At 69.9% G+C, this 14,157-nt stretch carries 11 protein-coding genes; 3 read left to right on the top strand and 8 right to left on the bottom strand.

The features are described 5' to 3' along the window. Positions 1 to 23: 23 nt before the first annotated feature. From ACZ4YY_RS06480 to ACZ4YY_RS06445, 8 genes are all read right to left on the bottom strand, one after another. Positions 24 to 1,778, bottom strand: a complete 1,755-nt coding sequence (locus ACZ4YY_RS06480) for a pyridoxal phosphate-dependent aminotransferase (protein WP_468284472.1) — start codon at positions 1,776 to 1,778, stop codon at positions 24 to 26. A gap of 166 nt (positions 1,779 to 1,944) precedes the next feature. After that, complete coding sequence (locus ACZ4YY_RS06475) at positions 1,945 to 2,991, bottom strand: aldose epimerase family protein (RefSeq protein WP_468284470.1); 1,047 nt, start codon at positions 2,989 to 2,991, stop codon at positions 1,945 to 1,947. 66 nt (positions 2,992 to 3,057) lie between these two features. Beyond that, entirely contained in the window at positions 3,058 to 4,302 is a 1,245-nt protein-coding gene (gene mmsB / locus ACZ4YY_RS06470; protein ID WP_468284468.1) for a multiple monosaccharide ABC transporter permease, read from the bottom strand. Next, the gene (mmsA, locus tag ACZ4YY_RS06465) at positions 4,299 to 5,849 is read right to left on the bottom strand and encodes a multiple monosaccharide ABC transporter ATP-binding protein (protein ID WP_468285258.1); all 1,551 of its coding nucleotides are present in this window, start codon (positions 5,847 to 5,849) and stop codon (positions 4,299 to 4,301) included. The genes mmsB and mmsA overlap by 4 nt, the downstream gene beginning before the upstream one ends. Before the next feature lie 32 nt (positions 5,850 to 5,881). Next, positions 5,882 to 6,988, bottom strand: coding sequence for a multiple monosaccharide ABC transporter substrate-binding protein (chvE, locus tag ACZ4YY_RS06460; protein ID WP_468284466.1), 1,107 nt, complete (start codon positions 6,986 to 6,988; stop codon positions 5,882 to 5,884). Between the two features lie 139 nt (positions 6,989 to 7,127). Beyond that, entirely contained in the window at positions 7,128 to 8,099 is a 972-nt protein-coding gene (locus ACZ4YY_RS06455; protein ID WP_468284465.1) for a glycosyltransferase family protein, read from the bottom strand. Positions 8,100 to 8,210: 111 nt separating this feature from the next. Then, positions 8,211 to 9,215 (bottom strand): zinc-dependent alcohol dehydrogenase, encoded by a 1,005-nt coding sequence (locus ACZ4YY_RS06450; protein WP_468284463.1) that lies wholly within the window; start codon positions 9,213 to 9,215, stop codon positions 8,211 to 8,213. After that, a complete protein-coding gene (locus tag ACZ4YY_RS06445) occupies positions 9,212 to 10,372 on the bottom strand; it encodes a mandelate racemase/muconate lactonizing enzyme family protein (protein ID WP_468284461.1) in 1,161 nt (386 codons plus the stop codon). Before ACZ4YY_RS06445 ends, ACZ4YY_RS06450 begins: the two co-directional genes overlap by 4 nt. Before the next feature lie 255 nt (positions 10,373 to 10,627). Between ACZ4YY_RS06445 and ACZ4YY_RS06440 the strand changes: the two genes are divergently transcribed. The 3 genes from ACZ4YY_RS06440 (at position 10,628) to ACZ4YY_RS06430 (ending at position 14,095) form a co-directional block, all read left to right on the top strand. Beyond that, positions 10,628 to 11,485 (top strand): SCO2400 family protein, encoded by an 858-nt coding sequence (locus tag ACZ4YY_RS06440; RefSeq protein WP_468284459.1) that lies wholly within the window; start codon positions 10,628 to 10,630, stop codon positions 11,483 to 11,485. 426 nt (positions 11,486 to 11,911) lie between these two features. Further along, the gene (locus tag ACZ4YY_RS06435; protein WP_468284457.1) at positions 11,912 to 12,955 is read left to right on the top strand and encodes a LacI family DNA-binding transcriptional regulator; all 1,044 of its coding nucleotides are present in this window, start codon (positions 11,912 to 11,914) and stop codon (positions 12,953 to 12,955) included. Between the two features lie 135 nt (positions 12,956 to 13,090). Next, complete coding sequence (locus ACZ4YY_RS06430; RefSeq protein ID WP_468284455.1) at positions 13,091 to 14,095, top strand: ABC transporter substrate-binding protein; 1,005 nt, start codon at positions 13,091 to 13,093, stop codon at positions 14,093 to 14,095. Positions 14,096 to 14,157: the final 62 nt, after the last annotated feature.

Raw genomic sequence — 14,157 nt, 5'->3', positions numbered from 1 at the left:
GCCGGACGCGCCGGGGAGTCGGATCAGCCCGCCTGACCCATCCCCGCCGCGTTCGGCCAGCTCTGCGCGTTGGGCCAGCCGGTCGCGGCGGCGGGGGAGAGGCCGTTGGTGCCGCGCACCTGGGCGGCGGTGAGGCCGCCTCTGGCCGGGACGCCGGGCGGGGTCGGGCCCGCGGGTGCGGCGGGCGCCGGAGCGGGCGCCGCCGGTGACGGTGCCGGCATCGGGGCCGGGGCGGGGGACATCGCCGGGATCATGGCGGGAGCCATCGCGGGTGTCATCGCGGGTGCCATGGCCGGTGTCATCACCGGGGCCGGTGCCGGTGTCATCGCCGGGCCCGGTGCCGGTGCCGCGGCGGGCACGGGGGCCATCGCGGCCGGTGCCAGGGGGTTCGTCGCGGCCGGGGCCGCGGGGGCCGGCGGGGGGAAGACCTGGGCGGCGGCCGGAAGCGGCACCCCGGCGCCGTGGGACGGGGTGGGTGCCGCCGCCGGCATCTGCATGCCGACGGCGGCCGCCGGGGCCGCGGTGAGCCCCGGCATCCCGGCGCCGACGGCCTGAGCGGCAAGGCCTTGGATGCCGGCCCCGTTGGTGGCGCCGACCAGCCGGTCCACCGCCGCCGTGCCCGAGCTGTAGCTGGTCCCGGCGCCCAGCTCGGGTACGGCGGCTCCCCTCCTGGTCCCGTAGAGCACCTGTTCCAGGCCGGACACCAGGCGACGCACGTCCACCTGGGGGCGCACCACGAGCCGCAGGAAGCGGCTGGAGGAGCCGATCTTGTTGCCGCACTCGCGGACCAGGATCCGGTGCTCGGTGAGCAGCCGGTCGCGGACCACGGTGCCCTCGGCGCCCACGGGAAGGCGCACGAAGAGGAAGTTCCCCTGCGAGGGGTAGACGGTCAGGCCCGGCAGCGCGGAGAGCTGGCTCGCCATCTCCAGACGGTCCCGGCGCACCTGCATCAGGCTCTGCGCGTACTCGGGGCCGTGCTCCTTCAGCATGAACACCACGTGCTCGGCGAAGGAGTTGAGGTTCCACTTCGGCAGCATGGAGCGGACCCGGCCGGCCAGCGCCGGGTTCGCCACCAGGTAGCCGAAGCGGATGCCGTGCAGACCGAAGTTCTTGCCGAGGCTGCGCAGCACGACGACGTTCGGACGCAGCATCGCCTCCTGGACGACCGACGGCTCGGCCTCGGCGTCCGCGAACTCCAGGAACGACTCGTCGATGACGACCAGGTCCAGGTCGGCCATCGCGTCCATGAACTGCACGACCGCGTGCTTGTGCAGGAACCCGCCGTCGGGGTTGTTGGGGTTGCAGATCACGGCGACCCGGGTCCCGCGGGCGCGGATGAACTCGGCGTACTGCGCGAGGTCCAGGGCGAAGCCGCTGGACTCCTGGAGCGGGAACATGTCGACCCGCTTGCCGGTCTCCATCGGCTGGTCGGTCCAGCGGCCGAAGGTGGGGACCGGGACGGCGAGGGACTCGCGGACCAGCAGGTGGTCGATCCAGGTGATCAGCTCGGTCGAGCCGTTGCCCATCGCCACGGCCTGCGGCGGCAGCTGGAGGAGGCTGCACAGCTCGGCGGTGATCGTGTCGGCGCTGCTCGGGTAGTAGGTGATGATGTCCCGCAGCCGGGCCGACATCTCGTCGAACATCTGCGGGGTGGGGAAGTAGGGGTTGCAGGGGATGCAGAAGTCCACCGGGCCGTCCCCGCCCTCGCGCGTCAGCGCAGCCATCGACGGGCTGTGCGCCGCGGTGCTGCGGAACAACGAGGTGACGTTGTCGGCCATGGAACCTCCGTATGGGGCGGACCCGGTGGGGACGCCCGGGCCCGTCGTCATGTAAGGGCGGCACGCGCGGGGGAGCGCGGGCCGCCCCTACATACGGAGGCTGGAGTGACGCTGTTCAACCCCTGGGGGGAGCGTCATGAAGTTGTGCGCCTGCTGTGAAGGCGGATCAGCGGCCGAACGAGTGGATCGTGGTGCTCCGGTAGGTCTCGCCGGGCCGCAGGACGGTCGACGGGAACGACGGCTTGTTCGGCGAGTCCGGGAAGTGCTGCGTCTCCAGGCAGAGTCCGTCGCCCTGGCGGTGGACCCTGCCGCCGCTGCCGACGAGGGTGCCGTCGAGGAAGTTGCCGGAGTAGAACTGCAGGCCGGGCTCGGTGGTGGCGATCCGCAGGGTGCGACCGGAGGCGGGGTCGCGCAGGGTGGCGACGTGCTCGGGCCGCGCGGTGACGCCCTTGTCGAGGACCCAGTTGTGGTCGAAGCCCTTGGCGTGCAGCAGCTGGGGGTGCGCGGCGCGGATGTCCTCGCCGACGGTCTTGGCGCGGCGGAAGTCGAAGGGGGTGCCGGCGACGTCCGCGAGCTCGCCCGTGGGGATCAGACCGGAGTCGACGGGGGTGTAGCGGGAGGCGGCGATCTCCAGCTCGTGGTCGTGGACCGAGCCGCCGTCCTCACCGGCGAGGTTCCAGTAGACGTGGTTGGTGAGGTTGACGACGGTGGCCCGGTCGGTGGTGGCCTCGTAGTCGACGCGCCAGTCCCCCTGCCCGGTGAGGGCGTAGACGACCTGCACCTCGAGCGTGCCGGGGTAGCCCATCTCCCCGTCGGCGCTCGTGCGCGAGAGGCGGAGGCCGACGTCGGGGCCGTCGGTGAACGGCTCGACGTCCCACACCCGCCGGTCGAAGCCCTCGGCACCGCCGTGCAGGCTGTTCGCGCCGTCGTTGACGTCGATGCGGTGGGACGCGCCGTCGAGTGTGAACCGCCCCTCGCCGATGCGGTTGCCGTACCGTCCGATCAGCGCGCCGAAGTACGGGCTCGCGGCGACGTAGTCCTCGAGGCCGGCGAAGCCGAGCGAGACGTTCCGGTGACGGCCGTGCCGGTCGGGGATCTCCAGGGACTGGACGATACCTCCGTAGTCGAGGACCTTCAGGCGGGTGTCGCCGTTGGTCAGGGTCCAGCTGTGGATCTCGGTGCCGTCGGCGAGCCTGCCGAAGAGGTTCTTCACCGCGTCCTGCCTCCCGGGGCAAGGGTGGGGCCCCGCCGGTTCTTCCGGCGGGGCCCGTCTGCTGACTTACGAACCGGACTTGCGCTTGTTCCAGACGTCGAACCCGACCGCGGCCAGCAGGGCCAGGCCCTTGATGACCTGCTGCCAGTCGCTGCCGACGCCGAGGAGGTTCATGCCGTTGTTCAGCACGCCGAGGACGAGACCGCCGATGATCGCGCCGAGGACCGTACCGACACCGCCGCTCATCGACGCGCCGCCGATGAACGCCGAGGCGATCGCCTCGAGTTCGAAGTTCAGACCCGCCTTCGGACCGGCCGCGTTCAGACGGGCGGCGACGACCAGACCCGCCAGAGCCGCGAGCAGGCCCATGTTCAGGAAGACGTAGAAGGTGACCTTCTTGTCCTTCACACCGGACAGCTTCGCCGCCGGCAGGTTGCCGCCGATGGCGTAGATGTGCCGGCCGAAGACCGAGTTGCGCATCAGGTAGCCGTAGCCGACCACCAGCACGCCCAGGACCAGCAGGATGATCGGCGCGCCCTTGTAGCTGGCGAGCAGCATCGTGACCACGAGGATCGCGGCGACGATCGAGACGATCTTCAGCAGGAAGATGTTGCGCGGCACCACGTCCAGCGAGAACTCCTGCTGGCGCTTGCGGTCCCGGAACTCCTGCAGGACCACGAAGACGATCAGGGCGATGCCCAGCAGCAGCGTGATGTTGTGGTAGTTGGTGCGCGGTCCGGCCTCGGGCAGGAAGCCGTTGCCGATCTTCTGCAGTCCGTCCGGGAAGGGGCCGAGGGTCTGGCCCTCCAGCAGGATCTCCGTGACACCGCGGAAGGTCAGCATGCCCGCGAGGGTCACGATGAACGACGGTATGCCGAGATACGCGATGAGGTAGCCCTGGACCGAGCCGGCCACGGCGCCCACCACCAGGCAGAGCACCACCGCGACGGGCCACGACACGTCGTGCTGCACCGTCAGCACGGCCGCGAAGGCTCCCACGAACGCCGTCAGCGAGCCGACCGACAGGTCGATGTGGCCGGCGATGATCACCAGCATCATGCCGATCGCGAGGATCAGGATGTAGCTGTTCTGGAGCACCAGGTTGGAGACGTTGCGCGGCAGCAGCAGGTCGCCGTCGGTCCACACCGCGAAGAGGGCGACGATCAGACCGAGGGCGATCAGCATGCCGTACTGGCGCATGTTGCGGCGCAGACCGTCCAGCATCAGCTGGAGCAGGTTCCCGCCCCCCGCCCCACCGCTCTTGCCCGGCGGCGCGGCGACCGGGCTCTTGTCGGTCACTTCGGTGCTCATCGCGTTACCTCTTTGTCCTTCGTCATCTGACGCATCAGCACTTCCTGCGTGGCCTCGGCCCGCGCGACCTCGCCCGTGAGGCGGCCGGCGGCCATGGTGTAGATGCGGTCGCACATGCCGAGCAGCTCGGGCAGCTCGGAGGAGATGAAGACGACCGCCTTGCCCTGGGCCGCCAACTGGTCGATGACCGTGTAGATCTCGTACTTGGCGCCCACGTCGATACCGCGCGTGGGCTCGTCCAGGATCAGCACGTCCGGACCCGCGAAGATCCACTTGCTGAGGACGACCTTCTGCTGGTTGCCGCCGGAGAGCTTGCCCACCGGCTCGAAGACGGTCGGCGCCTTGATGTTCATGGACTTGCGGTAGCCCTCGGAGACCTGCCGTTCCGCGTGCTCGTCGACGACCCCGCGTCTGGCCACCTTGTTCAGGGCGGTCAGGGAGATGTTGCGGTTGATGGTGTCGATGAGGTTGAGGCCGTAGTGCTTGCGGTCCTCGGTGACGTACGCGATCCCGTGGCCGACCGCCTCCGGGACGGACTTCGTCCGGATCTCCTTGCCGTCCTTGAGGACCGTGCCGCCGGCGTAGCGGCCGTAGGTGCGCCCGAAGACGCTCATCGCGAGCTCGGTGCGGCCGGCGCCCATCAGGCCCGCGATGCCGACGATCTCCCCGCGCCGCACCTGGATCGACACGTCGTCGACGACCTTGCGCTGCTGGTCGATCGGGTGGTGCACGGTCCAGTTGCGGATCTCCAGCGCGGGGGCCGCGCCCTCTTCGGGCTCGTGCGGGGTGCGCTCGGGGAAGCGGTGGTCGAGGTCGCGCCCGACCATGCCGCTGATGATCCGGTCCTCGGTGGTCTCCGGCGACTTCACGTCCAGGGTCTCGATGGACCGGCCGTCGCGGATGATCGTGACCGAGTCGGCGACCTTGCGGATCTCGTTCAGCTTGTGGGAGATGATGATCGAGGTGATGCCCTGCTTCTTCAGCTCCAGGATGAGATCGAGGAGTTTGTCGCTGTCCTCGTCGTTCAGGGCCGCGGTCGGCTCGTCCAGGATGAGCAGCTTCACCTCCTTCGACAGCGCCTTGGCGATCTCCACCAGCTGCTGCTTGCCGACGCCGATGTCGGCGACGCGGGTGTGCGGGTGGTCGCTCAGACCGACCCGGCGCAGCAGCTCGCTGGCCCTGCGCAGGGTCTCGTTCCAGTTGATGACTCCGCGCGTCGCCTGCTCGTTGCCGAGGAAGATGTTCTCCGCGAGGGAGAGGTACGGCACCAGCGCCAGCTCCTGGTGGATGATCACGATGCCGTGCTGCTCGCTCGCGCGGATGTCCTTGAAGCGGCAGACCTCTCCCTCGAAGAGGATCTCACCTTCGTAACTGCCGTGCGGATGGACGCCGGAAAGCACCTTCATCAAGGTCGATTTCCCGGCGCCGTTCTCACCGCAGATGGCGTGGACCTCGCCCTGCCGGACGGTCAGGGTGACGTCCGACAGCGCTTTCACACCGGGAAAGGTCTTGACGATCGAGCGCATTTCCAGGACGGGTCCCGCCATGGTCGTGCCTTCCAATCAGTAAGTGTCGACGACTACTTGAGCTGGTCAGCGGTGTAGTAGCCGCCCTTGACGAGGACTTCCTCGTAGTTGGCCTTGTCGACGCTCACCGGCTGGAGCAGGTAGGCGGGGACGACCTTGGTGCCGTTGTCGTAGGTCTTGGTGTCGTTGACCTCGGGCTTCTTGCCGTTCAGCACCGCGTCGACCATGTTCGAGGCGACCTTGGCCAGCTCCCGCAGGTCCTTGTAGACGGTCTGCGTCTGCCCGCCCGCGATGATCGACTTCACCGAGGCCAGCTCGGCGTCCTGGCCGGTGATCACCGGCAGCGGCTTGCTCCCGGAGCCGTAGCCGTCGGACTTCAGCGCCGACAGGATGCCGATGGAGATGCCGTCGTACGGCGAGAGCACCGCGTCGACCTTGGCGGTCTTGTAGGACTTGGTCAGAATGTCGTCCATGCGCCGCTGGGCGGTGGCGCCGTCCCAGCGCAGGGTGGTGACCTGGTTCAGGCTGGTCTGGCCGGACTGGACGACGAGCTTCTTGCTGTCGATGTACGGCTTCAGCACGCTCATCGCGCCGTTGAAGAAGTACTTCGTGTTGTTGTCGTCGTTGGAGCCGGCGAACAGCTCGATGTTGAAGGGGCCCTTGCCGCCCTTCAGGCCGAGCTTGTCGACGATGTAGTTGGCCTGGAGCTGGCCGACCTTCTCGTTGTCGAAGGAGGCGTAGTAGTCGACGTTCGGCGAGCCGAGGATGAGGCGGTCGTAGGAGATGACCGGGATGTTCGCGTCCTTGGCCTGCTGGAGGACGTTGTTGAGCGACTTGTTGTCGATGGCCGCGACGATCAGCGCCTTGACACCCTGGGTGATCAGGTTCTCGATCTGGGAGACCTGCTGGTCGGGGTCGTCCTCGCCGTAGACCAGCTTGGTCTTGTAGCCCTTGGCCTCGAGGTCCTTGACGACGTTGTTGCCGTCGGAGATCCAGCGCTCGGACGACTTGGTCGGCATCGCGATGCCGATGGTCCCGCCCTTGGTGTCGCCGGAGGTCTCCTTGCTCCCGCCCTCGCCGCTCTGGCCGCAGGCGGACAGGGTCAGGGCGAGGGAGGCGGCGCCGGCAACGGCGGCGAGTGCGGCTCTGCGAGTACGCATGATCATGTTCCTTGGTGTGGTGAGGGTGGCCTCGGTCCGGCGGGCGGTGGCGCATTGTGCGGTGCGGGGACCGAAAGAATCCGTGTGTGGGATTGTGTTCGGCTGCGTCGCGTTCTGTGAAGAGGGTTTGTCCGGAACGTTATGCGGAAATTTCGAACCGGTTCAGCGTTCCGGGCAGACGCGAGCCCAGAGGAGCCATGTCACCGGCCGCTCCGTGCCGTGCGAGCAGGTCCAGGGCCAGCCGGCCGCGGCGCACCCGCTCCTTGGCGGTGGACAGCGTCACGTCCCTCAGGTGGTGCCCGTAGGGGTAGATCGCCGGAGCCTTGGACAGGCCGAACTTCAGGTAGAGCGGTGCGCCGCGCCGGATCAGCTCGGCCACCTCGTACATCCGAATGTAGCCGCCGAGGTCGTCGGGCGCCTCGATGTACATGTCCATGGGAGCGGCGGACAATCGGCGGATCTCGGTGAGGTGATCGAGCGTCAGGTCGCTGGGCACGTTGACCGAGTCGGCGCCCAGCCGCTCGTACACCGCGTACGAGGCCGGGTTCACGGGCCCGATCAGCGCCGAGACCTTGAGCGTGGTGTCGGCCGGGATGATGCCGGCCTCCCGCGCCCGGTGCAGCGTCCACAGCACGCCCTCGTCGGCGACGAGCAGGCACTTGACGCCCAGCTCCGTGGCCCGCACGGCGTCCTCGACGCATCCGGCGACGGCGTCGTGGCCTCTGGCTCTGAGCCCCGCGCCCCGGGAGTCGGTCCGGGTCGACCCGCCGATGTCCCAGGTGCCGCGCGGCCCGGTGAACAGGCACAGCTCGATGTCGCGCTCGGCGGTGGCCTCGACCATCTCGGTGATCTCGGCGTCGGTCAGCATCCACACGCCGCTGCCCTGGCTGATCCGGTGGATCGGCACGTCGAGCCGCGAGGCCTCCTTCAGGACGACGGCCAGCGCTTCGGGCCCCTCGCACGAGGGGATCTCGGTGCGCCAGCGGCCGCCGCCCGGGAAGGTGTGCCCGGAGGTGTCGGCGGGGTCGAGGGCGGGCGAGCCCAGGCCGAGCGCGGTGAGCGCCTGCTCACCGGGTCGACGGGCGGCCGTGGCGGAAGCGTCGGTCGTCACAAGCTGTCCTTCGTGTTCGATATGTCGGACGAGATTCGGAGTGCGCGGCGTGCGGGGCTTGGGTGTACGCCGGTACGGAGGCCGTCAGGTCGCCCCCGTACCGGCGTACGTCTAGGGGTGCAGCAGTACCTTGCCCACCTTCGGATCACCGGAGCCCACCAGCTCGATCGCCGCGGCGAACTCCGCGAGCGACAGCTCGTGGGTGACCAGCGGCCGCGGGTCGAGCAGCCCGGCCCCGAACACCCGCACCGTGTGCGACCAGGCGTCCGGCGGTGCCCCGAAGACGGTGTGCACCTCCAGCTGCCGTACGACCAGGTCCGTCGGGTCGAGCCCGTCGGCGCCCGGCGCCGGGATGCCCGTCAGCACCAGCCGCCCGCCGCGCCGCAGCAGGGACGCGGCGGTCTGCGCGGCGGACGCCGATCCGGCGGTCTCGATCACGACGTCGAAGTCGTCGGGCAGTGCCCGGCCCCGCGTGCGGAAGTCGGTGGCCCCGAACCGCCGCGAGAGGGCCTCCCGGTCGTTCCGCGTGCCGACGACCAGCAGTTCGCTGGGCGAACCCGCCTTCAGGAACTGGACGGCGAACATGCCCAGCGTCCCGGTGCCGACCACGGCCACCCGCTCGCCGGGCAGCGCGTGCGCCTTGATCGCGGCGGCCGCGATACAGGCGGCCGGCTCCAGCAGCGCCGCCGCCGTCAGGTCGGCGTCCCCCGGCAGCACGTGCAGCAGCCGGGCCGGCAGGGTGAGCGTGGCGGCCATCGCACCCGGCTGGGTGAACCCGGTCTCCTCGTACCCGTCCGTGCACAGCGTGGTCTCGCCCGCGTGGCAGCGGTCGCAGACCTGGCAGTTGCGGAAGCCCTCGCCGACGACCTTGCGGCCGACAAGGCCCTCCGGCACCCCGGCACCGACCGTCACCACCGTCCCCGACCACTCGTGGCCGGGGGTGACCGGGTAGCGGACGTATCCCTCGGGCCGGTTGCCCAGGTACACCTCGCGGTCGCTGCCGCAGATGCCCACCGCGTGGACGCGGACCAGTGCCTCACCGGGCTCGGGCTGCCGGGGCTCGTGCGCGACGAGCCGATGCTCGCCGGGCGCCTCGACGACGACGGCGGTGCTCACTTCTGGGTGCTCTTCGGCTTGCGCTGTTCCCAGCCCTCGGCCCACAGGTCGAAACGGGCCTGCTGCTGCGGGAACTCGGCGGCGGCGTCGATGTCCAGCTCGACCCCGAGGCCGGGCGCGTCGGACAGGTGGAAGTACCCGTCGACGACCTGCGGCGCCCCCTTGACGACCTTCTTGATCTCCGCGTCGGCGAAGTCGTTGAAGTGCTCGAGGATCTTGAAGTTGGGGGAGGTGAAGCCCACCTGGAGGGAGGCGGCGGTGAGCACGGGCCCGCCCACGTTGTGGGGAGCGACGAGCATGTAGTGGGTCTCGGCGGTCGCGGCGAGCTTCCGCGTCTCCCAGATGCCACCGATGTGGCCGACGTCCGGCTGGATGATGTCGACGGCCTGGCTCTCGAAGAGCTCGCGGAACTCGATCCGGTCGTGGATGCGCTCACCGGTGGCGACCGGGATGTCGACCTTGGCGGCCACCTTCTCCAGCGCCTTGAGGTTCTCCGGCGGGCAGGGCTCCTCCAGCCACGCGGGCTTGAAGGGGGCGAGTTCCTTGGCGAGGCGCACGGCCGTCGAGGGCGAGAACCGGCCGTGCATCTCCAGCATCAGCTCGGCGTCCGGCCCGATGGCGTCGCGCACGGCCTCGATCAGGGAGACGGCGTACAGCGTCTGCTCGTGGTCGAGCTCGTAGTGCCCCGTTCCGAAGGGGTCGATCTTGAGCGCCTTGTAGCCACGCTCCATGACTCCCTGAGCGGCCTTGTGGTACGCCTCGGGCGTCCGCTCGGTGGTGTACCAGCCGTTGGCGTAGGCCTTGACCTTGTCGGTCACCTTCCCGCCGAGCAGTTGCCAGACCGGCACCCCGAGAGCCTTGCCCTTGATGTCCCAGCAGGCCATCTCGACGACGGCGATGCCGGACATCACGATCTCGCCGGCGCGCCCGTAGTCGCCGTACTTCATGCGGCGCGTGAGGTCCTCGACAGCGAAGGGGTCCGAGCCGAGAATGTGGTTGACCTCGGCCTCTCTCAGGTAGCCGATCAGCGCGTCGGTGTGGCCCAGCATGCGGGTCTCGCCGACACCCGTGATGCCCTCGTCGGTGTGCACCAGGACGTAGGTCAGGTTGCGCCACGGCGTCCCGACCACATGCGTGCTGATTCCGGTGATGCGCACGGAAGTTACCTTTCGGCTGTTCGAGATTTCGTCACATGTTCGAAATGCTGGGCAGACAGTAAGGATGGCCCCAGGGGGGTGTCAATGGGTCGCACCGGTAACGGTTTCGGCAGTTTCGGCATCTCCTCCAAGGCAGGTGGGTGGCGGTGTGTGACAGGTCACTCGGTCCGCTGCGCCGGTATGGCCGGTTCCCACACAACTTTCACCAGGCGAACCTAGGAACGCGACCGTTCCGGAACCTAGTCTTCCCGCGTCATGGACTACTGCCACCCGTGCCGACGGCACCTCAACGGCGCCCTCGCCTGCCCGGGGTGCGGCACGCCGGCCGAATCGCTACGCGCGTATCCCCCGGACGAGACCGGCCCGGAGCCCTACGACGACGACTTCCGCGCCCCGTCCGACCACGACGACCATGACGGGCGCGAGGGCCACGCCGATCACGCCGATCACAGCGAGCACGCCTCCCGCGGCGAGCACGGCGAGCACGGCTACCGAGGCGACCCCGAGGGGGACGACGGCGGGCCGCAGGACCGCGCGGCGCGCCGCCGCGGGCAGGGCCGGGGCGGCCGGCGTTCCCCGGCGGCCTCGGCCGCCGCAGTGGAGGCCGGCCGGCGCGACCGCAGGGCCGCGGTCCACCGCCGGCGCCGCAAGCGCACGGTGCTGATCGCCGTCGGCTTCGTCCTGGCCGCGGGCGGACTGAGCCTGGCCGAACTCGGTGTGGACGCACCGGGATTCTCCTCCACCCCCAACCCCTCGGCGGCCGGGGGCGAGTCGTCCGAGATCGACGGCTCGTCGGCGGAGCCGAGCGCGCCGGGACGGCCCCTGGACGACCGGACGGACCCGGACGCGGACAAGGCCTCGTCGTCCCCCGAGGCGTCCGCCTCCCCCGACGCGACCGCCTCCCCGTCGGCCTCGGAGTCCCCGGGCGACGAGGGCGACGCCACCCGGGCCCCGGGCGAGGCCTCCCGGCCGGCCAGTGCTCCCGGCTCCTCCGGCCCGACGCCCCCGTCGGACTCCGGCTCGGCCCCGACCGCCGCCCCGACGCCGTCGGCCCCGGCCCCCGACCCGTCGCCGTCCCCGACGTGCCAGCGCTTCCTGTGGTGGTGCTCGTAGCGCTCGCCGCTCGGACCGCCCCCGGACGACCGGAGTCGGACACCGCGGCCGCCGCTCGGCGCCCTCGGTGGCCGGGGCACGCGGCGCCGTAGCGGGCGGATCGGGCGGCCGCCGCGAGGGGACGGGCCGGCCTGGCCGGGCGTGTTTCCGAGGCCGATCACGCGGCGCGTTATTCAACCGTGACGCCGTTCCGACGCAGACCCCTTGACCGTCGTGAATTGTTAGCGCTCACAATGACCTCCTCATTCACCAATCAGTGGCCGGTGCCGGCACGGGAGGTATGAGCGTCATGCCCGCACAGCCCCCGTCTGTGCTCCCGGCCGATGGCCTCGCGTTCTCCGGAGGTCCGTTGTGACGCCGGCAGGGCGGGACCATCCGCCCACCTCACAGGCCTTATCCGCAGACGACCGCCAAGGAGGTACGGCCGTGACACACGCACCGCTTCGGCCGCCCACCATGGCCGACGTGGCACGTCTGGCCGGCGTGTCCCACCAGACCGTGTCCCGCGTCCTCGCGGACCACCCGAACGTGCGGGAGGCCACACGGGCCAGGGTGCTGCGAGCGATCGAGGAGATGGGCTACCGCCGCAACTCCTCAGCACGCGCCCTGGCCACCCGGCGCACCCGGACCCTCGGGCTGGTGGCCTCCGACACCACCCTGTACGGACCGGCCAGCACCCTGTTCGCCCTCGAGGAGGCGGCGCGCGCCCGGGGATACCTCGTCTCGACGGTCAGTCTGCGCGAACTGACCATGGAGACGCTGTCCGAGGCGCTGGACCACCTCAGCGAGGGCGGGGTCGAAGGGGTCGTCGCCATCGCCCCGCAGCGGTCGGCAGTGGACGCCCTGGCCGAAATGCGGTATTCCTTCCCGGCAGTGGTCGTGGGCAGCGGGCCGAGCGTCGACATCCCCAGTGTCGGCGTCGACCAGCACCTGGGAGCACGGCTGGCCACCGGTCATCTGCTGGCGGCCGGTCACCGCACGGTCTGGCACCTCGCCGGACCCGAGGACTGGCAGGAGGCGGCCGACCGGGCCGCCGGCTGGCGGGCGACCCTCGAAGCGGCCGGTGTCGAGCCGCCCATGCTGCTGCGGGGGGACTGGAGCCCCCTGTCGGGCTACCGTGCGGGTCAGGAACTGGCCGGCTGGGTGGGCCGGGGACTGACCGCGGTCTTCGTCGCCAACGACCAGATGGCACTGGGGGTGTTGAGGGCCCTGCGTGAGGCGGGGGTCCGAACCCCCCAGGACGTCGCGGTGGTCGGCTTCGACGACATCCCGGAGTCGGAGTTCTTCGCACCTCCCCTCACCACCGTCCGGCAGGACTTCGCGACGGTGGGCAGGCAGGGCGTGTCACTGCTCCTGGAGCTGATCGAGGGCCGGCCGGCCGCCCAGGCCAGGGTGGCGATCGAACCCCAACTCGTCGTCCGGGCCAGTACGTTCCCGTACGCCGCTCAACCCGAGGGCGTACCCCTCTGACCAACCAGCAGGTCGCATGCGCCCCGTCGTGCGACCGACATACCGAACAATGATCGACAGGCTGGACGCAGTGCGGCCGGTCCCATCCAGTACCAGCGGGTCCCTCACCGGGCCGGCTCTTCAAAGGAGAAGAACATGCTCAACAGAAGGAACTTCCTCACCGCGGCGGTCGGCGTTGCGGCTGCGACGGGACTCGCGGCCTGCGCGAAGGAGGACGGCAACTCCTCAGGTTCCTCCGATGGCGGCAGCAAGGCGATCACCCTGGGCTTCGCCCAGGTCGGCTCGGAGAGCGGCTGGCGCACCGCCAACACCGACTCGGTGAAGGCGGCCGCGAAGGATGCCGGTATCAACCTCAAGTTCTCCGACGCCCAGCAGAAGCCGGAGAACCAGATCTCCGCGATCCGCAGCTACATCGCCCAGGGTGTCGACGTCATCGCCTTCTCGCCGACGGTCGTCAAGGGCTGGGACGTGGTGCTGAAGGAGGCCAAGGCCAAGAAGATCCCGGTGGTCCTCACCGACCGCTCCATCGAGACGTCCGACGAGTCCCTCTACGTGACGCTGGTGGGCTCCGACTTCACGGACGAGGGCCGCCGCGCCGCCAAGATCCTGGAGAAGGTTCTGGAGAAGGCCGGCCACAAGGGCAAGGTGAAGATCGCCCAGCTGGAGGGCAGCACCGGTACCGCCCCCGCGATCGAGCGCGCCAAGGGCTTCAAGGAGGTCATGGACGCCGAGCACAAGGACGACTGGGAGATCGTCACCAGCCAGAGCGGTGACTTCACCCGGGCCGGCGGCAAGCAGGTCATGGCGGCCTTCCTGCAGTCCAACCCGGACATCAACGTCCTCTACGCGCACAACGACGACATGGGTCTCGGCGCCATCCAGGCCATCGAGGCGGTCGGCAAGAAGCCCGGCAAGGACATCCTCATCGTCACGGTCGACGGTGTGAAGGACGGCTTCATCGCCATGTCCGAGGGCAAGATCAACGCCATCGTCGAGTGCAACCCGCTGCTCGGCCCCCAGCTGATGGACGTCGTGAAGAAGGTCCACGCCGGCGAGAAGGTCGAGCGCTGGATCAAGACCAAGGAGAGCGACTTCATGCAGGACCAGGCCAAGGACGCGCTCCCCACCCGCAAGTACTGACCGACCGCACCCACCGGCAGGGAGCCTCCGGCCGACCGGCGACCATCCGGCCCGGAAGGCTC

Source organism: Streptomyces sp. NPDC030143 (assembly GCF_055573695.1).
This window is presented reverse-complemented; position numbering and strand designations above follow the sequence as displayed.